The following is an 18,370-nucleotide window of genomic DNA, read 5'->3' on the forward strand; positions in this document are numbered from 1 at the left end:
TCACTCCCACGAAAAGAAAGGACATCATGAACGCGAAGTTGCAGAAGGTGAACGGCCTCGAATTCGCCGTCGCCGATCTGTCGTTGGCCGAGGCGGGCAGGCACCAGATCCGGCTGGCGGAACACGAGATGCCCGGCCTGATGGCGACTCGCAAGGAGTACGCGGCGTCCAAGCCCCTCAAGGGAGCGAGGATCGCGGGCTCGCTCCACATGACCGTGCAGACCGCCGTGCTGATCGAGACACTGGTGGAACTCGGCGCCGAGGTGCGCTGGGTGTCGTGCAACATCTTCTCCACCCAGGACGAGGCCGCCGCCGCGGTCGTCGTCGGCCCCGGCGGGACGCCGGAGGCACCGCAGGGCGTGCCGGTCTTCGCCTGGAAGGGCGAGACGCTCGAGGACTACTGGTGGTGCACCGACCAGCTGTTCCGCTTCGGCGAGGGCGGCGCCGAAGGTCCGAACATGATCCTCGACGACGGCGGCGACGCCACGCTGCTCGTGCACAAGGGCGTCGAGTTCGAGGCGGCCGGTGCTGTGCCCGAGCCCTCGGAGGACGACTCCGACGAGTACAAGGTGGTGCTCGACACCCTGCGCAAGAGCCTCGCGGAGGATGCGGGCCGGTTCACGCGTATCGCGGGCAACGTCAAGGGCGTCACCGAGGAGACCACCACCGGCGTTCACCGGCTCTACGAGTACGCCAGGGCAGGCGAGCTGCTCTTCCCCGCGATCAACGTCAACGACTCGGTCACGAAGTCGAAGTTCGACAACAAGTACGGCTGCCGCCACTCGCTCATCGACGGCATCAACCGCGCTACCGACACGCTGATCGGCGGCAAGGTCGCCGTCGTCTGCGGCTACGGCGACGTCGGCAAGGGCTGTGCGGAGTCCCTGCGTGGCCAGGGTGCCCGCGTGATCGTGACGGAGATCGACCCGATCTGCGCGTTGCAGGCGGCGATGGACGGCTACCAGGTGACGGTACTGGAGGACGTCGTCGAGATCGCCGACATCTTCGTCACCACCACCGGCAACTTCAACATCATCACCGCCGAGCACATGGCGCGCATGAAGCACCAGGCGATCGTCGGCAACATCGGCCACTTCGACAACGAGATCGACGTCGCGGGACTTGAGAAGACCCCTGGCATCAAGCACGTCGAGATCAAGCCGCAGGTTGACGAGTACGTCTTCCCCGACGGTCACTCGATCATCCTGCTGAGCCGCGGCAGGCTGCTGAACCTCGGCAACGCCACGGGTCACCCGAGCTTCGTGATGTCGAACAGCTTCACCAACCAGGTGATGGCCCAGATCGAGCTGTTCACCAAGCCCGGCGAGTACGACAAGCAGGTCTACGTCCTTCCGAAGAAGCTCGACGAGAAGGTCGCGCGCCTGCACCTCGACGCGCTCGGCGTGAAGCTGACCACGCTGACCAAGGAGCAGGCCGCCTACATCGGTGTCGATGTGGAAGGGCCCTACAAGCCCGACCACTACCGGTACTGACGCCACCGCCGCGGTTCCGCCGGCCGTCCTCGGACGTGCCGGCGGCTGCTCCGGCGTCACGAAGGGAGTTGATCGTGCGGACCGTTGTCGAACGGCTGTCGAGCGCACGGTGCCCGACGTTCTCCGTGGAGTTCTTCCCGCCCCGCGACGACGCGGACGAAGCCGTCCTCTGGCGGTCGATCCGCGAACTGGAGCCGCTCGACCCCGCATACGTGTCCATCACCTACGGCGCGGGAGGAACGAGCCGCGAGGGAACCATTCGCAACATCGCCCGCGTCGCCACCGACACGACGCTGGTACCGATGGCGCACCTCACGGCGGTGAACCACTCGGTGGCCGAGCTGCGCCACGTTATCGGCCATTTCGCGGCGGTGGGTGTGCGCAACATCCTCGCCCTGCGCGGTGATCCACCGGGAGATCCGATGGGGGAGTGGGTGCCGCATCCGAAGGGGCTCATGTACGCGGAGGAACTCGTGCGGCTCGTGCGCGAGCTGGGCGATTTCTGCGTCGGAGTGTCGGCCTTCCCTTACGGCCACCCGCGCTCCACGGACCTCGACACGGACACCCGCTACCTCGTGCGCAAACTCGACGCGGGTGCCGACTTCGCGATCGCGCAGTTGTTCTTCGAGGCCGGGGACTTCCTGCGATTGCGTGACCGCGTCGCCGCGGCAGGCAACGCCGCGCTGATGCTGCCGGGGATCATGCCGCTCACCACCCCGCGCACCTGGCGCAAGACCATCGAGTTGTCGGGGGCGACGCCGCCGAGCTGGCTGGTGGAGCGCCTCGAACCGCTCTCCGACGATCCGAAGGCGTTCAGGGCCGAGGGGCTCGACGTGATCACCGAGCTGTGTGAGCGCCTGCTCGCCGAGGGCGTTCCCGAGCTGCATTTCTACACGTTCAACCGCTCGAAGGCCACCAGGGAATTGGTTGACCGGCTCGGACTTCGAACCCCACGGGTGGAGCCCGCCTCGGCCGGATCGTAAGCAGGCCCGGCCGTCCATCGCGGCGGCCGGGCCTGCCCGAGACGCTCGCGTATGCACCGTGGCGGCTCGGCCATGGCCGGACACCACCGGATTTCGGTTGACTACGGGCGTGTCACCTGAACTGCTCTTCGATGTCCAGCTCGTGATCACTGTGGGGGCCGCTCTCGGCAGTGGTGTGCTCGCAGGCGTGTTCTTCGCCTTCTCGTCGTTCGTGATGCGGGGGCTTTCCGCTCTGCCTGCCGACGCGGGAGTGGCGGCGATGCGCGCCATCAACGCGGCGGCGCTGCGACCGGCGTTTCTCTCGGTGTTTGTCGGAACCGCTGTGCTCTCGCCCGTGCCGTTCGTGCTCTCACTGGCCGGTGACGGCGATTCCGCCGGTTTGCCCGCGGCGGGGTGCGCGCTCTACCTCGCCGGAACAGTAGGAATCACCAGGATCGCCCACCTTCCCAGAAATTGGGCACTCGACAATGTCGCGGACGGCCAGAGCGCACGGCGGTTGTGGGTGCGTTATCTGCGGGAGTGGACGCGGTGGAACCACGTGCGGGCCTGCGCCGCAGCTGCTTCGTCCACTGTGTTCATCGCGTCCGTGACGTCCACGGTGTCCACCGGTATCCCGTAGCCGAGGGGGTCGGCGACCTGGCCGGAAACCCTTACTACTCTTGACGTAGCAATGCGTCTAGGGTTGGCCATTCGCACTGACGCCGGGGCGAGGTGGGTATGACGAGTGCACGAGACCACAACGGTCGGCCGCAACAACACGATGAATTCCGCGTGACGTGGCGCGGATATGATCGCGACGAAGTCAGAAAGCTTGTGCGAGGTCTGAGGGAAGCCCTTCAGGCTGTGACAGCGGACAGGGACGCCGCAGCGGAATACGTTCGCTTCCAGTCGAGAGAACTGGCCGGGCTGCGTGACGAGAACCAGAAATTGCGGCAGCGGCTCGATCGCGTGTGCCGGACACCGGTGGAGACCGACGGCCTCTCCGAGCGGTTGTGGCACATGGTGGATCTCGCGCAGCGGGAAGCGCGGGAAGTGCTCGCCGACGCACATGCCGAAGCCGACCGCAGGCGGGCCGCACTCGACAAGCGTGAGGCGGAACTCGAGGCCCGGCGTGCCGAGCTGGAGTCACAGCACCGCGAGACCGTGCGGCAGTTCAAGGCCGAAGCCGCGGCGGAGGCGGAGCGAGCCGAGAACGCGCGCAGGGAAGCCGACGAGCGCGCCACGCGCCGCAGACAGGAACTCGAACGCGACTTCGCCAAGAGCCTCGCCGTTCGCAGGGACGAGATGAACCGGGCGCTCGCGCGACGCGAGGAGGCGGCGAAGGCCGAGGCCGAGCGGATCGTCGCGGAGGCAACAGCACGGGCGGAGCACATCGTGGCCGACGCCACCGCCCGCGTGCGCACCCTTGAGGCCGCGCGCCGCAAGGCGGCGTCGGAGCTGCGCACCGCGCGGGAAGCGCTCGCGGGGGCGTTGCCGCTGATCGAGCCACTGCCCGACGAGGTCGCGGCAGACCGCACCGGCTCCTCGATCGGCGTCGTGCCGCAGGCCCCCGTGCCGCTGGAGTCGCGGGTGCCAGGGGAACTGCCCGCGCCCTCGGCAGGCTCGGGCCAGCGTTCCGCCGCTCCGCACCCGCGTGTGGTGAGGGCCGAGCGACCTGTCCGGCGCGTTGTGGGACCGACCGTGTCCAGCGTGAGGTGAGAGCCGGTATCGTCACGGTGGTTCTTTCGGGTGACGTGAGGAGGTGAGCGGATGGCGCGGCCGTGCGTGCTGTTGAAGTACGGCGAACTCATGCTCAAGGGGCGGAATCGCGGCAGGTTCGAGGAGTACCTGCGCGAATCGCTGCGGCATGCGGTCGCCGGCGCCTCCGCTCCCGTCCGGATCTCCCAGCGGCCCGGCGTGGTGGTGCTCTCCGGCGCACCGGTTGACGAGCTGCTCACCCGCGCACACAACGTGATCGGTGTCAGCGTCGTGCAACCCGCTCTGCGGACCGGCCGCACCGTGGACGACGCCGTGAACACGGTCTTGCAGGCGCTCACCGAGCGGTTCGGCAGCCCCGATGTCGCCGGGCCTCGCCGGTTCGCGATCCGAGCCCACCGCAGGGACAAGACCTTCCCGGTGGGTTCGGAGCAACTGGCCGCCCGCGTGGGCAGCCGGGTCGTCGAGGAATGGGGCTGGCCGGTCGATCTCGGTAACCCCGAGGTCGAGATCACCGTCGAGGTGGACCAGCGTGAGGTGTTCGTCTCGCTGGACAAGCAGCGCGGGCAGGGTGGTCTGCCGGTCGGAGCCAGCGGGCGAGCGCTCGTGCTGCTGTCGGGCGGGTTCGACTCGCCTGTGGCCGCGTATCGCGCCATGCGGCGCGGACTCCGGTGCGATTTCGTGCACTTCACCGGCGCGCCGTTGACGGGGCCGTCCTCGACGTACAAGGCGTACGCGCTGGTGCGCCAGCTCGATCGGTTCCAGAGCGACTCCCGGCTGCACGTGATCCCGATCGGCACCGCTCAGCGTGCGCTCGCCACCGCGGGAGCGGGAAACCTCCAGATCGTCGCGCAGCGCAGGCTGATGGTGCGCACGGCCGACGCGCTCGCCAGGGAGCTCGGTGCGCAGGCGCTGGTCGTCGGCGACAGCCTCGGGCAGGTGGCGAGCCAGACACTCGCCAACATGGCGACGGTCGAGCAGGCAGCGGAACTGCCGTTGCTGCGCCCCCTCGTGGCCTGGGACAAGGAAGAGATCATCTCCGAGGCCCGCCGCATCGGGACGGCCGAGATCTCCAAGCTCCCCGACGAGGACTGTTGCAGCCTGCTGGCGCCGCCCCGGGTCGCCACGCGCACGACGCCGTCGCAGTTGGTGAACGTCGAGCGCCGGATGGATCTCGACGAGCTGGTGCCGAAGCTGCTCGCCGATGTGCAGGTTCACGTTCCGGGTGCGGCGTAGACCACAGTCGTCCGTCAGCCCGGGCAGTCCACTGTGTCTCCGGACACTCCGGTGCCGCGGGCGTGCCTGCTGCCAGCGCTGATGGTCGTGAAAAGTGAGATGACTTCGCCTATGCGGCGTCGTCAACCGCCGGTCGGTTGATACTGTGCAGTCGTGGGGAATCTCCGGTCGCGCCTCGTCTCGTGGTTCACGCGCCGCTACTTCGCGCGCGTGCAGAAGAAGGGCCTTGATCTTTCGAAGATGGCCCTGTTGCCGGACGGCGTGCTGATGCCGTTGCGCCGTGACGGTCTCGACCCGGTGCCGGAGCTGGGCCGGAAGCGGGAAGAGGAGCCGGTCAGCAAGCTGCCCGTGCCGTTCGGTCTCAACCTGTGGCTGGTGTCCGGTCACGAGGAGGCCAAGGCGGTCCTCGGCGACGCCAAGACGTTCAGCAACGACTTCACCAATCTCGTCGGCAAGACCAGTGCACAGGCCGACGACAATCCCGGTGGTCTCGGGTTCGCGGACCCGCCCGTGCACACCCGCCTGCGGCGACTGCTCACCCCCGAGTTCACGATGCGCCGCCTGACCAGGCTGAAGCCGGGAATCGAGCGGATTGTCAACGAGCGGCTCGACGCCATGGCCAAGGCCGAAGGCCCGGTGGATCTCGTCGAGGAGTTCGCGCTGCCGATCCCGTCGCTGGTGATCTGCGAACTGCTGGGTGTCGCGTACGAGGATCGTGACGAGTTCCAGCACCTGGCCGTGCAGCGGTTCGACCTCTTCGGCGGTGCGGGAGCGTCGCTCGGGGCGATCTCCGAGTCGCTGGAGTATCTCCTGGGAGTGGTCCGTAAGGAACGGGAGAACCCCGGCGACGGGCTCCTCGGCATGATCATCAAGGAACACGGTGACGAGATCGAGGACCGCGAACTCGCCGGGCTGGCGGACGGCGTGCTGACCGGCGGATTCGAGACCACGGCGAGCATGTTGTCGCTGGGCGCGCTCGTGCTGCTGCGCGACCGCGATTCCTTCAAGCGCGTCCACGACGACGACGAGGTGGTGCACGGCTTCGTCGAGGAGCTGCTGCGATACCTCACCGTGGTGCAGGTGGCGTTCCCGCGCTTCGCGAGGGAGGACGTCGAGATCGGTGGCGTGACCATCGCGAAGGGCGACATGGTGGTCGTGTCGTTGAGCGGAGCCAATCGCGACGATGCTTTGGGAGTCGGTCTCGACATCTTCGACGGGACCCGGCCCCCGACGTCGCACCTCGCGTTCGGCTACGGTGTGCACCGCTGTGTGGGGGCCGAGCTGGCTCGCATGGAGTTGCGCGCCGCCTATCCCGCCCTCGTCCGCCGATTCCCGAAGCTGCGACTGGCCGTTCCCGCCGAGGAACTGGAGTTCCGCAAGACGTCGATCGTCTACGGCGTGGAGAAGCTTCCCGTCTTTGTGGACTGACGCCACCCGGATCCTCAGCCGCCCGCCATCGCCCCGATGACGAGCAATGGCTCCGCCCCGCTGGCCACGGCGCCCGGCAGCGGGGTGTCGGGCGGCTCGTGCGACAGATCCTCCTCGCAGGCGAAGAAACGCACGAACGCGCGCCTGCGCTTGGTGCCATGGTCGCGGATGGCGCCACGCAGTACCGGGTAGGCGGCTTCGAGCGCGTCGAGCACTGCGCCCAGCGTGATGGTTCCGGTGAGGTCGAGCCGCACCTCACCGGAAACCCCGGCCAGATTGCGCAAGTGTGGTGGAAGCGTCACACGGATCATGGCAGCGTCTGCACCTCCACGGACAGCACGGGCGGAAGGTCACGGACGATCGGCTTCCAGTGGTCTCCTGCGTCGGCGGACGCGTACACCTGCCCTCCGGTTGTTCCGAAGTACACGCCGCATTCGTCGAGCGAGTCGGTCGCCAAGGCATCCCTCAGCACATTGACGTAGCAGTTCTCCTGCGGCAGGCCGTCGGTGAGCGGTTCCCACTCGTGCCCGCCACTGCGGCTGCGATACACCCGAAGCCGCCCTTCGAAAGGAACGTGCAGGTAGTCGCTGGTGATGGGCACGACGTAGACCGTGTCAGGCTCGTGGGCGTGGACGTCGATGGGAAAGCCGAAATCGGTGGGCAGATCACCCGAGATTTTGTACCAGCTCGCGCCGTTGTCGTCGGAGCGCATCACGTGCCAGTGCTTCTGCATGTAGAGCGTGTCGGGGCGGTCGGGGTGTCGTGCGAGATTGTGCACGCAGTGACCGACCTCGGCGTCCGGGTCGGGAATGCCCTCGCTGACCAGGCCCTTGTTGGCAGGTGTCCAGGTGTTGCCGCCGTCGTCACTGGCGAACACCCCCGCCGCCGAGATCGCCACACGGAGGCGCTGCTCGTCGCGCGGATCGATGAGGATGGTGTGCAGGCACATACCTCCAGCGCCGGGTTGCCACGATGGGCCGGACTCGTGGGTCCGCAGGCCGGGTAGCTCCTGCCACGAACGGCCGCCGTCGTCGCTGCGGAAGAGCGCGGCGTCCTCCACCCCGGCGTAGACGCGATCCGGATCGCTCGGAGACGGCTCGAAGTGCCAGACGCGGGTGAAGTCCCAGGGACGCTGACTGCCGTCGTACCACTGGTGAGTACCCGGCTCGCCGACGTAGGCGAATTCGTTGCCGACTGGCTCCCAGCTCGCACCGCCGTCGTCGGAGCGCTGCACCTGCTGCCCGAACCAGCCGAGCGAGGTGGAGGCGTAGAGCCGGTCTGGATCGGCGGGCGACGCGGCGACGTGATAGGTCTCCCAGCCCCCGAAGAAAGGGCCGTTCACCTCCCACTCGTCGCGCTTGCCGTCAGCGGTGAGGACGAAGCCGCCCTTGCGTGTTCCCACGAGAACCCGTACTCGGCTCATTGAGATTTCTCCTCTGTCACGGCGGGGTCTTCCGCCACTGTAAGACTCATCACTTCACAAGAACAAGCGATTGCTTCGGAAAATGCATCGATCAGGTGTTCGGTTTTCGGGTCCTCCCGACGTGTACCAGGTCACTCCGACAAAACGAGGCAACTTCCGGCGAGTACCCCCGCATGCGTGACGCGGACTCGGGTAGTCGAAGAACGACGGCATGGCTGACCAGGGAGGACGATATGAAGGCCGTGGTGTATCGGGGACCCAACGAAATCCAGGTGGAGCAGGTTGAGGACCCCAGGATCGAGCAGCCGACCGACGTCGTGATCCGCGTGACCACGACAGCGATCTGCGGCTCCGACCTACACATGTACGAGGGCCGCACGGTGGCGGAGCCCGGCATCGTGTTCGGTCACGAGAACATGGGGATCGTCGAGGAGGTCGGTTCCGGTGTCGCGACCGTGAAGAAGGGCGACCGGGTCGTCCTTCCGTTCAACATCGCGTGCGGTTTCTGCCGCAACTGCCTTGCGGGCAAGACGGGGTTCTGCCTGACCGTGAATCCCGGCTTCGCCGGCGGGGCCTACGGCTACGTCGGCATGGGCCCGTACAAGGGCGGCCAGGCCGAGTACCTGCGGGTGCCGTTCGCCGACTTCAACTGCCTGCAACTGCCACGCGGGGACGAGCACGAGGACGACTTCGCGATGCTGGCCGACATCTTCCCCACCGGGTACCACTCGACGGAACTCGCCGGGGTCTCGCCAGGTGACACCGTCGCCGTGTACGGGGCGGGGCCGGTCGGGCTCATGGCGGCGTACTCGTCGGTCCTGAAGGGCGCCTCGAAGGTGTTCGTGGTGGACAGGGTGCCCAACCGCCTGCGGGTCGCGTCGGAGATCGGTGCGACGCCGATCGACTTCACCAAGGGCAACGCGCCCGAGCAGATCATCGACCAGACCGACGGCGGGGTCGATCGAGGCATCGACGCGGTCGGATACCAGGCCACGGTGCCCGAGGGCGAGGAACAGCCGGCCGTGGTGCTGAACGACTTGATCGAGACGGTCCGGCCGACCGGTTCCCTGGGCGTTGTGGGCCTCTACCTGCCGAAGGACCCGGGTGGGCCGACCGAGGACGCCCGTAACGGAAGGCTGCTCATCAACATCGGTCGCTTCTTCGAGAAGGGACTGCGGATGGGCACAGGCCAGGCCAACGTCAAATCGTACAACCGGCAGTTGCGCGATCTCATCATCGCGGGAAGGGCCGAGCCGAGCTTCGTGGTGTCGCAGCGGCGCCCGCTCGACGAGGCAGCGGACGCCTACGCACGGTTCGACCGGCGCGAGGAGGGCTACACGAAGGTGGTGCTCAAGCCCTGAGTCAGGGTGCCCCGTCCCGGCACGGCGAGTGACGCCGATCTGGTGTGAGACCCACGGGAGGGGGGAACACCCCAGTACCCGACGAGGGAGGCAGCGATGAGTTACTCGTCCGCGCATCCGTGGCGCGCTACGGCAGGCATGCGAGCACGTCCCGCGCTGCAAACGGCGGCCGGCGTGGTCGGAGCGGTGTTCCTACTGCTCGGAATCCTCGGGTTCATCCCCGGCGTGACGACCGACTACGACACCATGCAGTTCGCGGGGCACAACTCGCAGGCCATGTTGTTCGGTGTGTTCCAGGTGTCGATCCTGCACAACATCGTGCACCTGTTGTTCGGTATCGCCGGGTTGAGCATGATGCGGTCGGCGATCGCTGCCCGGACGTTCCTCATCGGCGGTGGACTCGTCTACCTCGCGTTGTGGATCTACGGCTTGATCGTCGGCGCCGACTCGGCCGCGAACTTCGTGCCGCTCAACTCCGCCGACGACTGGCTCCACCTCGGTCTCGGCGTCGGCATGATCGCACTGGGTTTCCTGCTGGGAACAGGCCGGGGCGAGGCGTCGTCGCGCTGACGTCGCTTTCGACCCGAACCACACCGGTAAGGGACGAGGCCACCCCGCGGTACCGGGTGGCCTCGTCCTGCAACTCAGGTCGCCGGGTGAACCGACATCGTGTCCGCAGGTTACGCACGGGTGTTCGCACCGCACGCTGCAAACACCTGTACACAGGCTGCAAACACCTGTGCACAGGGTGCGGACACGGCGTCGTGCGGTCAGTGCCCGCGTCAGCCCCAGATCTCGGCCGCCCACTCGGGGTGGTCGATGAACGGGTTGCGGTTGTGCTGGAAGCTGTCGTAGATGACCTCGTTGCGGTTGCGTTCGAAGTCGTCAACGGGGTCGGCCTCGTGCCACTCGAGCAGAACCGACAGCTTGCCGTGGTACGGCGCCGGACCGTTGTTCACCTGATCGTTCAGTTCGAGGTCGGGGTAGGAGTCCGTGCCCTCGTACCGCACGGCCATGTAGAAGATCATCCGGGCGACGTCGCCCTTGACCTCGTCCCTCGGCTCGTACGAGTCGCCGTCGGTGTAGTTGTCGGGGGCGCCATCGACGGCACTGCCGCCGTTGTCGAAGTCCTTGTTGCCCCGGATGCTGTTCACCTGGACGTCGGTGGGGCGAAGGTGGTGGAGGTCCGCGCCGGGGCCGGACGTTCCGAAGTCGCCGTGGGACTTGGCCCACACGTGCTCGCGGTTCCAGTCACCGACATTGCCGCCGTTGTCGTTCTTCGAGCGGGATTCACCGCTGTAGAGCAGGATCACGTTGCCCGGGTTGGCAGGGTCCTCGTCCGTGGCCTTGATGCCGTCCCAGACCTCGCCGTACGAGAGCTGGTCGGCGTCACGGATGATGTCGTGCAGTGCGTCCTTCAGTGCCTCACCGGTGAGTCCTTCGGTACCGGAGTAGTAGTCGTCGAACGGTGCCTCGGCCGACGCGGGCGCACCCACGGCGACGACGAGCGCCGCGAGTGAACCCGCGATGAGGCGTCCGGTTCGGTTCAGCATGTCCCCGACCTCTTTTCGTGCGCAGCATCGAACTGAGCCGTGTGGACGGTGGCACGGCTTCACCCTTCGGCGACACCGACGAACGTTGTGACTACCCAACGTAATGTTGGTCGCTGGATGCGCGTGATGATGACCGGAGCATGACGGCTGCCGGAACGACCGATGACAGCGCGGCGACGATCCCGCGGATTACCGTCACAGTCCCGAGAACGAGCCACGGGAGGGAGGTGATCACGGATCGGCCGAGCTGTGCTACGGCGAGTCCGTGTCCGATCAGGACGGTCATTGTCGTCGTCGTGGCAAGGCCGATGCCGAGTGCCTCCGCAAGCGATGCGCCGGTAGCGACCGCTCGCAAGGCTGGCCGCCCGTTGCCCTGGACCGTCGCGGTGTCTGGAACGCGTCGCGGCGAAGCCAGATCGAGCCGATCACCGCGCTGCCGATCGACAGTCCTGTGTAGACGAAGGCAAAGCGGCGGTCGAAGTTCAGCGTCGCCGCGATCGCCACAGGGTCGTCAAACTGCGTTCAGCCTTCGCTGTGCCGTTCCTGACGCCGCTGTTCGCCGGGAAGGCCGCGATGCGGGAGCTGGAATCCCGCGTCGCGGCAATGAACTTGACCCGAGGGAGCGGGAGGTGCCGGCGCTGATGGCGAAAGGACGGTCGAACCCCGGCAGCCGCCCGTGCTCTCGTGCGAGCGACGCGGCCGTGGGCAAGCACATCGGCACTACTTCGCCACGTCGAACCTGCCGCCCACCGACGACGCGAACCGGACGGTGCTCGGCTGTACCGCACTTCCTCAGGACGACAGCGACGGCGGGGTGAGTCCGTCCACGGCACCGTCGGCACGGGGTGCCGGTGTGCCGTCCACGTCGTCGGGGCGGGACAGCGCGTCGGCGGCCATCGTGAGCCCGTGGGCTCGCAGCAGGTCGGCCAGCCTGTGATGAAGCGTGGCTCGCAGGGCGGGTTCGCGACCTTCGGTGAGTTGTTCCACGGCAGTGCTGAGGCGAAGTACCGGGTCGTCGTGGTCGCCAAGCCCGGGTGGAGCCTCCAGCACGGTGAGCGGCTCCGGCGGTTCGAGGGCGGGGATCGCCGTCGCGTGCGCCGCCGAGGTCAGCCTGCGCAGGTTGTCGATGTCGCGCACGGTGGTGGTGATCGCGTCGGGTTTGTCGAGGTTGCGGGCGAACCACCAGGTGACCGCAGAGCCGGGATCACGCAGCACCTCTTTGCCGAGGTAGTCACGCACGCCGAGTTCGTGGGCGCGTTCGAGCTCCCACAGCGCCCGCTGTTTGCGTAGTTCGGCGACCCGTTCGAGGCGTCGGGCGTCGGCTTCGGACAGCGTGAGTGCCACGTCGGTGGCCCACACGTAGTGACCGTTGGCCACCGTCGTCCGCTCCGAAAGAACCGCGCCGAGATCGACCGTCGCGACGGCGTGTTCGTCGGGGCCGTACTGCCTGGCTCTTTCGATCGCCCTCGCGATGACGTTCTGCTTCGCCAGTGCGGCCAGGTCGGCGGTCATCGCGGGAACTTGGGGATCGTGCAGCCATGACACGGTGGCGGAGAACAGGAACCGGTAGTCGCGGTCCTTGGAGGGCAGGGGCAGCCGGGAGACAGTCTCGCGCCGTGGCGCGGGCGGTGGCGGGGCCTGGGTAGTCGCCTGCGCATGCCTTTGCTGGTGGGGCTCTGGTTCGTCGTCGTGGTCCGGCAGCACCGACCGCAGCACGATCGCCGTGACCGGGCCGAGGACAACGGCCAGTGGAACCCACACCCACGTCGCCCAGTGGAGGACGAGGGCGAGGACGACGATGCACGCGGAGACGGCCGCACCTGCGCCGAAGGCGATGCGGTTCGAGGTGGCGATCATTGCGGTGGTCCTTTCGCGGAAGGTGTGCGGAACGCGGGCGGGCGTCGGCGCGCCCCGGCCTCCTCGCGCGTCACGGGCGATCTCCGCGTGCGAAATTCTCGTTCGCCGCCCCGTCACGACGAGGGGCAACATCGGCGGGCTGCGCGTTCCGCCGGTGGTGCCCGCGCAGGGCGGTGAGGGCTGGCACGGGCATCGGGTGACGGCGCACAGTGAGTGGCGTACCGGTACGGAGGGCCCCGGCGCGACCACCTGGCACGAATTCCGCTCGTTCAGAGCAATCCGCGCCCTGCGCCTGACCACCGCGTCGGCCGTCCGGTTCCGGCGGAGGGCCCGCTCCGCTACGGTGATCGACACCGCGACGGGAGGGAATCCTGGTGTCCAGCGTCGGTGATCTCGCCATCAACCTGCTCGCCAGTGTCATCGCCGGTACCGCGGTGTGGCTTTTCCAGCGCGCCCGGCTCCGGCGGCGCGACGAGCGGCGCAGGCGGTTCTTCGGGCTGTCCGACCGCGCCGAGTGCGTGATCGTCACGCCACGGCACGCCTCGTCACCCTCGCCGCACAGCGTGAACCAGCTCGACGTGGCCGCGATCGTCGAACTCGCCACTGTCGCCCGCGAGTGCGGCGCGGACGTCGCGTTGAAGGTGCAGGGGCACAGCGTGCTCTTCGACAGCGGATTCGACTCGGCGACGGAGTTCTGCGTCGGGGGACCGGATGCGAACACGCGCATGGGAGCACATCTCGCGACGTTCGTCCCCGGTGTCTCGATGGCCCCGTACGACGAGGTGGGTGACGTGCTCACCCTGCGGGCCGGCGACGAGGAGTTCCACCGCAGGCCAGGCGAGGCCGAGTTCGTGCTCCTCGCGAAAATCGACACGGGAAGGCGGGGTCGCCCGCTGTTCCTTCTGTGCGGGCAGACCGCGATCACCAACAGGGCCGCCGCGCGCTATCTCACGGCGAACTACCGGGCACTGGCCGCACGCCACGGCATCGACGGCCGGTTCTGCCTGATGCTGGAGGTCGTGCGCCCCTCGGCGTACGGCGATCGCGTGGTGAGGGAGAGGGGCGACTTCACCTCGGTGGCGTTCACCGCACCGTCGCCCGCGCGATCCTGATCCAGGACTGACGGCGTGCCTGAGGCCCAGCCCTTGCTACGTTGTCGCGCGTGGCGAGCGAGAACCCGGCCGAACCGGCGTGGCAGCGGTGGCGGCGTCCGTTGCCGACGCCGAGGCAGCAACGCAACGACATGCTCGTGGCACTGGCCGTGCTCGCCGGCGCGGCGTTCACGATCATCCTGGTCAACAGCATGGGCCTTCTGGCTTTCGGCGGGGCGCCCTCGCTGGGGGAACAGTTGGTGCTGAGTGCGGCCGTGACCGCGCCGTTGGCGTTGCGGCGGCGGTTCCCCGTCGCGACCCTCGTCGCGGTGGGCATCCTGTTCATCGTCGTGCAGGCCCGCCACATCGGCGACAACCTCGTGCCGTCGATCGCGTTGTTCCTCGCGATCTACAGCACCGGTGCGTGGGAACGCAATCGCACCGTGGCCAAGTGGGCGCGGGTCGGGGTCATCGCGGCGATGTTCGCCTGGCTGGGTGTGGGGGTCGTCGAGTTGCTGGTGACGCCCGCACCCGATTTTCCCGGCGCGAGCGGACCGCTCAACCCGGTGCTCGCCACGTTGCTGTACGGGCTGGCGTTCAACGTGTTGTTCTTCCTCTCCGCCTACTTCTTCGGTGAATTGGCGTGGCTTTCCGCGCGGAGGCAGGCGGAGCTCGAGCACGGGGCCGAGCAGTTGCGCCGCTCGCAGGAGGAGAACATGCGGGGAGCACTCGTCGCCGAACGGCTGCGCATCGCGCGGGACCTGCATGACGTGGTGGCCCACCACGTGTCGGTCATGGGAATCCAGGCAGGCGCGGCTCGCCGGGTGCTCGATTCCGACCCCGGCCTCGCGCGCACCGCGCTGGACACGGTGGAGGAGACCGCGCGCACCGCGATCGGGGAACTACGCGGGCTGCTCGGCGTTCTGCGTGCCGAGCCCTCGGAGGGCACCTCCCCGGCAGCGCAGGAGACCCCGGCAGGCGCGTCCCACGAGGCTTCCCCCGGTCTCGACGACCTACCCGAACTGGTGGACCGCGCGCGTTCCGCGTCGCTGGACGTGACGTTCGCCGTCTACGGCGAGCGGTATCCCGTGTCGGACGGGCTCGCCTTGTCGGTGTACCGCGTGGTGCAGGAGGCGCTGACCAACGTCGTCAAGCACGCCTCGGCCCGCATCGTCGAGGTGCGGCTGCGCTATCTCGGCACCGGTGTGGAAGTGGAGATCACCGACGACGGCCGGGGCGCGCTGTCGCCGACGAAGGGTCAGGGGAGCGGCCTGGGCCTCGTGGGCATGCGCGAGCGGGTCGCCGTGCACGGCGGGGAGCTGGAGGCAGGGCCGAGGCGGAACGGCGGGTACCGTGTCCGGGCGAGCTTCCCCGAATCGAGCAGGCGCAGGGTGACGACGGGAGCCGAAGCCCGGTGAGGAGGAGCGCGAATCCGTGAACGACACAACCGGGGCGAGGGCCGGCGACGAACGGCCGCTGCGGGTCCTCCTCGCGGATGACCAGGCTCTCGTCCGCGCGGGCTTCCGGGTCATCCTGTCGTCGGGCGAGGGCATCGAGGTGGTCGGCGAGGCCGGCGACGGCGTGCGGGCCGTCGAACTCGCCACGAGCCTTCGCGCCGATGTCGTGCTCATGGACGTCCAGATGCCGAGGCTCGACGGTTTGCGGGCCACGCGCCGCCTGCTGGGACCGTCGGGGGGTGACCATCCCACGAAGGTGATCATCCTGACGACGTTCGACCGCGAGGACTACCTGTTCGAGGCGCTGCGGGCGGGAGCGAGCGGATTCCTGCTGAAGAACGCCTCACCGGAGGATCTGATCGAGTCGGTGCACGTGGTCGCGCGAGGTGATGCCCTGCTGTCGCCCGAGGTGACGCGCAGGGTGATCGCGCGGTTCACCGCCCCGCCCGAGGCGGCATCCCCGCACCGCGCCTACCGTCCTCCCGAACTCACCGATCGGGAGTTCGAGGTGCTCTCGTTGCTGGCGAAGGGCGCGAGCAACGCCGAGATCGCGGGACAGCTCGTGCTCGGCGAGACCACGGTGAAGACGCACGTGTCGCGCATTCTCTCCAAACTGGGCCTTCGCGACCGCACACACGCCGTCGTCTTCGCCTACGAGAACGGCATCGTCACCCCGGGCGGGGCGTGATCGAGCTTCGTCCGTCTCGCGGAGGACGCCGATGATCATTCCGGAGCCTGACGACCCGGAGGCCTCTCGCCTGCTTGACTGACCGGCATGTTGACAGTGACCAGCGTCAGCCGCAGGTTCGGCGAGACCAGGGTGCTCGACGATGTGTCGTTCGAGGTGCGTCCTGGCCGGATGACGGGTTTCCTCGGCGCCAACGGCGCGGGCAAGACCACCACGATGCGCATCATCCTGGGCGTGCTCGCCGCGCACGGCGGTTCGGTGACCTGGAACGGCGAACCGGTGAGCCCGGCACTGCGGCAGCGCTTCGGATACATGCCGGAGGAACGGGGGCTCTACCCGAAGATGAAGATCGCTGAGCAGGTCGCGTGGCTCGGCCAGCTTCACGGACTCGACAGGGACACCGCGCGGCGCAACACGGAGGCGCTGCTCGACCAGCTCGACCTCACCGAGAGGATGAACGACAAGCTGGAGGATCTCTCGCTGGGCAACCAGCAACGCGTGCAAGTGGCGGCGGCGCTCGTGCACGACCCCGTCCTGCTGATCCTCGACGAGCCGTTCTCCGGGCTTGACCCCATCGCGGTCGAGGTGGTGCTCGGTGTGCTGCGCGAGCGGGCCGCCCGAGGCGTTCCCGTGCTGTTCTCCAGTCACCAGCTCGCCGTCGTGGAGCGGCTCTGTGACGACTTGGTGATCATCTCTGGCGGTGTGATCGCCGCGAGCGGCGACAGGGAGGCACTGCGCCACCGCTACGGCACGCAGCGGTGGGAGATCGTGGTGGACTCCGACGCCGGATGGCTCCGCGATCTCGACGACGTGCGGATGATCGACCTGGACGGTCCGAGAGCGCTCTTCGAACTCGGCGACGGCACCAGCGATCAGGACGTGTTGCGTGCAGCGCTCGACAAGGGCGCCGTCCGCAGCTTCACCCCGGTGCTGCCTTCGCTTGACGAGATCTTCAAGGAGGCCATCTGATGAGCACCACCACGACAGACGCGCCGGGGCAGGGGACGGCGGGCGGCACGTCGTTCGCGCAGGCGACCCGACTCGTCGCCGAACGCGAGATCAAGTCGTTCGTGCGGTTGAAGGGTTTCTGGATCGGGCTCGGCGTCGTCATCGTCGGGCTCTTCGCGATGTCCGTGCTGCCTTCGGTGCTCGGAGGGCAGCCGAGCGTCGCTGTCGTCGGCGCCGCCGAGGTCCGTCCGGTGCTGGAGCAACTCGACGTCGAGATCGTCGAAGCGCAGGACGTCGCCGCGGCGAAGGAACTGGTTCGCTCTGAGGAGGTTGACGCGGCTGTCGTGCCCGACGCGAAGGGTGAGTCGGCGACAGGGGTGCGTGTCGTCGCACTGTCCGACCCGCCCGCCGAGATCGTGGCGGGTCTCGGCGTCGTGCCACCGGTTGACCTGCTCGAAACCTCCGAGGTGTCCAGCGGTGAGCAGAGCATCGTGGTGCTGGTGCTGGCGGTGCTGTTCGTGATGTTCGGCATGGGCGGGGTGGCCATCGCGCAGAGCACGGTGACGGAGAAGCAGACGAGGATCGTCGAGATCCTCGTGGCGACCGTGCCGGTGAGGGCGCTGCTCGCTGGCAAGATCGTGGGACACACGTTGCTGACGCTCGCTCAGGTCGTTGTCGTGGCGCTGGCCGCACCACTCGCACTGCGCGCAGGAGGGCATGGCGAGCTGCTGACCGTGGTGCTTCCCGCGCTCGGCTGGTTCGTGCCGTTCATGATTCTCGGTTTCCTCCTGCTCGCCGCGATGTGGGCTGTGGCGGGCTCGCTGGTGAGCCGTCAGGAGGATCTCGGCGCCACGATGGGACTGGCGATGATGCTCGTCATGGGCCCGTACTTCGCGGTGCTGTTCTTCTCCGACAACACGGCGGTGATGACCGTGCTGTCGTTCGTTCCCTTCTCGGCGGCCGTGGCGATGCCGGTGCGGATGTTCACCGGTGACGCGCAGGTGTGGGAGGCGCTGGCCTCGCTCGGGCTGCTCGCCGTCACGGCATCGCTCGTGGTCATGCTCGGCGCGAGGTTGTACTCGGGTGCGCTGCTCCAGACCAGGGGCAAGGTCGCGTGGTCGAAGGCATGGGCCAGGGGAGACTGACGGGTGAAGGAG

At 68.0% G+C, this 18,370-nt stretch carries 17 protein-coding genes; 13 read left to right on the forward strand and 4 right to left on the reverse strand.

Translation table 11 applies throughout. The annotated features are described in order from the left end of the window. Nucleotides 1-26 precede the first annotated feature (26 nt). The 6 genes from ahcY (at nt 27) to SACXIDRAFT_RS17200 (ending at nt 6,835) form a co-directional block, all read left to right on the forward strand. Nucleotides 27-1,493 (forward strand): adenosylhomocysteinase, encoded by a 1,467-nt coding sequence (gene ahcY / locus SACXIDRAFT_RS17175; protein ID WP_006239887.1) that lies wholly within the window; start codon nt 27-29, stop codon nt 1,491-1,493. Between the two features lie 74 nt (nt 1,494-1,567). Beyond that, a complete protein-coding gene (locus SACXIDRAFT_RS17180) occupies nt 1,568-2,476 on the forward strand; it encodes a methylenetetrahydrofolate reductase (protein ID WP_006239888.1) in 909 nt (302 codons plus the stop codon). 109 nt (nt 2,477-2,585) lie between these two features. Next, a complete protein-coding gene (locus tag SACXIDRAFT_RS17185) occupies nt 2,586-3,095 on the forward strand; it encodes an anthrone oxygenase family protein (protein WP_157599680.1) in 510 nt (169 codons plus the stop codon). Nucleotides 3,096-3,193: 98 nt separating this feature from the next. Next, nucleotides 3,194-4,174 (forward strand): hypothetical protein, encoded by a 981-nt coding sequence (locus tag SACXIDRAFT_RS17190; protein ID WP_006239890.1) that lies wholly within the window; start codon nt 3,194-3,196, stop codon nt 4,172-4,174. A 51-nt stretch (nt 4,175-4,225) separates the two neighbouring features. Next, on the forward strand, nt 4,226-5,407 hold the full coding sequence (gene thiI / locus SACXIDRAFT_RS17195; protein ID WP_006239891.1) for a tRNA uracil 4-sulfurtransferase ThiI: 1,182 nt from the start codon (nt 4,226-4,228) through the stop codon (nt 5,405-5,407). 153 nt (nt 5,408-5,560) lie between these two features. Beyond that, nucleotides 5,561-6,835 (forward strand): cytochrome P450, encoded by a 1,275-nt coding sequence (locus tag SACXIDRAFT_RS17200; RefSeq protein ID WP_006239893.1) that lies wholly within the window; start codon nt 5,561-5,563, stop codon nt 6,833-6,835. Nucleotides 6,836-6,849: 14 nt separating this feature from the next. On the opposite strand, the gene SACXIDRAFT_RS17205 is transcribed toward SACXIDRAFT_RS17200, so the two are convergent. Both SACXIDRAFT_RS17205 and SACXIDRAFT_RS17210 read right to left on the reverse strand, forming a co-directional pair. Next, nucleotides 6,850-7,146 (reverse strand): MoaD/ThiS family protein, encoded by a 297-nt coding sequence (locus tag SACXIDRAFT_RS17205; protein WP_006239895.1) that lies wholly within the window; start codon nt 7,144-7,146, stop codon nt 6,850-6,852. Continuing rightward, nucleotides 7,143-8,258, reverse strand: a complete 1,116-nt coding sequence (locus tag SACXIDRAFT_RS17210) for a WD40/YVTN/BNR-like repeat-containing protein (protein WP_006239896.1) — start codon at nt 8,256-8,258, stop codon at nt 7,143-7,145. The genes SACXIDRAFT_RS17205 and SACXIDRAFT_RS17210 overlap by 4 nt, the downstream gene beginning before the upstream one ends. A gap of 233 nt (nt 8,259-8,491) precedes the next feature. On the opposite strand from SACXIDRAFT_RS17210, the gene SACXIDRAFT_RS17215 reads away from it, so the two are divergent. Further along, nucleotides 8,492-9,619 (forward strand): glutathione-independent formaldehyde dehydrogenase, encoded by a 1,128-nt coding sequence (locus SACXIDRAFT_RS17215; RefSeq protein ID WP_006239898.1) that lies wholly within the window; start codon nt 8,492-8,494, stop codon nt 9,617-9,619. Between the two features lie 96 nt (nt 9,620-9,715). After that, the gene (locus SACXIDRAFT_RS17220) at nt 9,716-10,189 is read left to right on the forward strand and encodes a DUF4383 domain-containing protein (protein WP_006239899.1); all 474 of its coding nucleotides are present in this window, start codon (nt 9,716-9,718) and stop codon (nt 10,187-10,189) included. A gap of 212 nt (nt 10,190-10,401) precedes the next feature. Here the strand turns inward: SACXIDRAFT_RS17220 and SACXIDRAFT_RS17225 are convergent, their stop codons facing one another. After that, nucleotides 10,402-11,172 (reverse strand): endonuclease I family protein, encoded by a 771-nt coding sequence (locus tag SACXIDRAFT_RS17225; protein ID WP_006239900.1) that lies wholly within the window; start codon nt 11,170-11,172, stop codon nt 10,402-10,404. 792 nt (nt 11,173-11,964) lie between these two features. After that, nucleotides 11,965-13,029, reverse strand: a complete 1,065-nt coding sequence (locus SACXIDRAFT_RS17230; RefSeq protein ID WP_006239902.1) for a hypothetical protein — start codon at nt 13,027-13,029, stop codon at nt 11,965-11,967. 371 nt (nt 13,030-13,400) lie between these two features. On the opposite strand from SACXIDRAFT_RS17230, the gene SACXIDRAFT_RS17240 reads away from it, so the two are divergent. The 5 genes from SACXIDRAFT_RS17240 (at nt 13,401) to SACXIDRAFT_RS17260 (ending at nt 18,358) form a co-directional block, all read left to right on the forward strand. Continuing rightward, a complete protein-coding gene (locus SACXIDRAFT_RS17240) occupies nt 13,401-14,141 on the forward strand; it encodes a hypothetical protein (protein ID WP_040922246.1) in 741 nt (246 codons plus the stop codon). A 50-nt stretch (nt 14,142-14,191) separates the two neighbouring features. Continuing rightward, nucleotides 14,192-15,538, forward strand: a complete 1,347-nt coding sequence (locus SACXIDRAFT_RS17245; protein WP_040922247.1) for a sensor histidine kinase — start codon at nt 14,192-14,194, stop codon at nt 15,536-15,538. A 16-nt stretch (nt 15,539-15,554) separates the two neighbouring features. Next, a complete protein-coding gene (locus tag SACXIDRAFT_RS17250; protein ID WP_006239905.1) occupies nt 15,555-16,265 on the forward strand; it encodes a response regulator in 711 nt (236 codons plus the stop codon). 87 nt (nt 16,266-16,352) lie between these two features. Then, the gene (locus SACXIDRAFT_RS17255; RefSeq protein ID WP_006239906.1) at nt 16,353-17,234 is read left to right on the forward strand and encodes an ABC transporter ATP-binding protein; all 882 of its coding nucleotides are present in this window, start codon (nt 16,353-16,355) and stop codon (nt 17,232-17,234) included. Continuing rightward, entirely contained in the window at nt 17,234-18,358 is a 1,125-nt protein-coding gene (locus tag SACXIDRAFT_RS17260) for an ABC transporter permease (protein WP_006239907.1), read from the forward strand. Before SACXIDRAFT_RS17255 ends, SACXIDRAFT_RS17260 begins: the two co-directional genes overlap by 1 nt. The last annotated feature ends 12 nt before the right edge of the window (nt 18,359-18,370 follow it).

Origin of the sequence: Saccharomonospora xinjiangensis XJ-54 (genome assembly GCF_000258175.1) — a bacterium.
GTDB lineage: Bacteria > Actinomycetota > Actinomycetes > Mycobacteriales > Pseudonocardiaceae > Saccharomonospora > Saccharomonospora xinjiangensis.

Excerpts from the sequence above, each read along its gene's own strand:
- SACXIDRAFT_RS17210 (WP_006239896.1), bottom strand. The coding sequence starts at position 8,258 with ATGAGCCGAGTACGGGTTCTCGTGGGAACACGCAAGGGCGGCTTCGTC.
- SACXIDRAFT_RS17205 (WP_006239895.1), bottom strand. The coding sequence starts at position 7,146 with ATGATCCGTGTGACGCTTCCACCACACTTGCGCAATCTGGCCGGGGTT.
- SACXIDRAFT_RS17225 (WP_006239900.1), bottom strand. The coding sequence starts at position 11,172 with ATGCTGAACCGAACCGGACGCCTCATCGCGGGTTCACTCGCGGCGCTC.
- SACXIDRAFT_RS17255 (WP_006239906.1), top strand. The coding sequence starts at position 16,353 with ATGTTGACAGTGACCAGCGTCAGCCGCAGGTTCGGCGAGACCAGGGTG.
- SACXIDRAFT_RS17260 (WP_006239907.1), top strand. The coding sequence starts at position 17,234 with ATGAGCACCACCACGACAGACGCGCCGGGGCAGGGGACGGCGGGCGGC.
- thiI (WP_006239891.1), top strand. The coding sequence starts at position 4,226 with ATGGCGCGGCCGTGCGTGCTGTTGAAGTACGGCGAACTCATGCTCAAG.
- SACXIDRAFT_RS17215 (WP_006239898.1), top strand. The coding sequence starts at position 8,492 with ATGAAGGCCGTGGTGTATCGGGGACCCAACGAAATCCAGGTGGAGCAG.
- ahcY (WP_006239887.1), top strand. The coding sequence starts at position 27 with ATGAACGCGAAGTTGCAGAAGGTGAACGGCCTCGAATTCGCCGTCGCC.
- SACXIDRAFT_RS17190 (WP_006239890.1), top strand. The coding sequence starts at position 3,194 with ATGACGAGTGCACGAGACCACAACGGTCGGCCGCAACAACACGATGAA.
- SACXIDRAFT_RS17220 (WP_006239899.1), top strand. The coding sequence starts at position 9,716 with ATGAGTTACTCGTCCGCGCATCCGTGGCGCGCTACGGCAGGCATGCGA.
- SACXIDRAFT_RS17230 (WP_006239902.1), bottom strand. The coding sequence starts at position 13,029 with ATGATCGCCACCTCGAACCGCATCGCCTTCGGCGCAGGTGCGGCCGTC.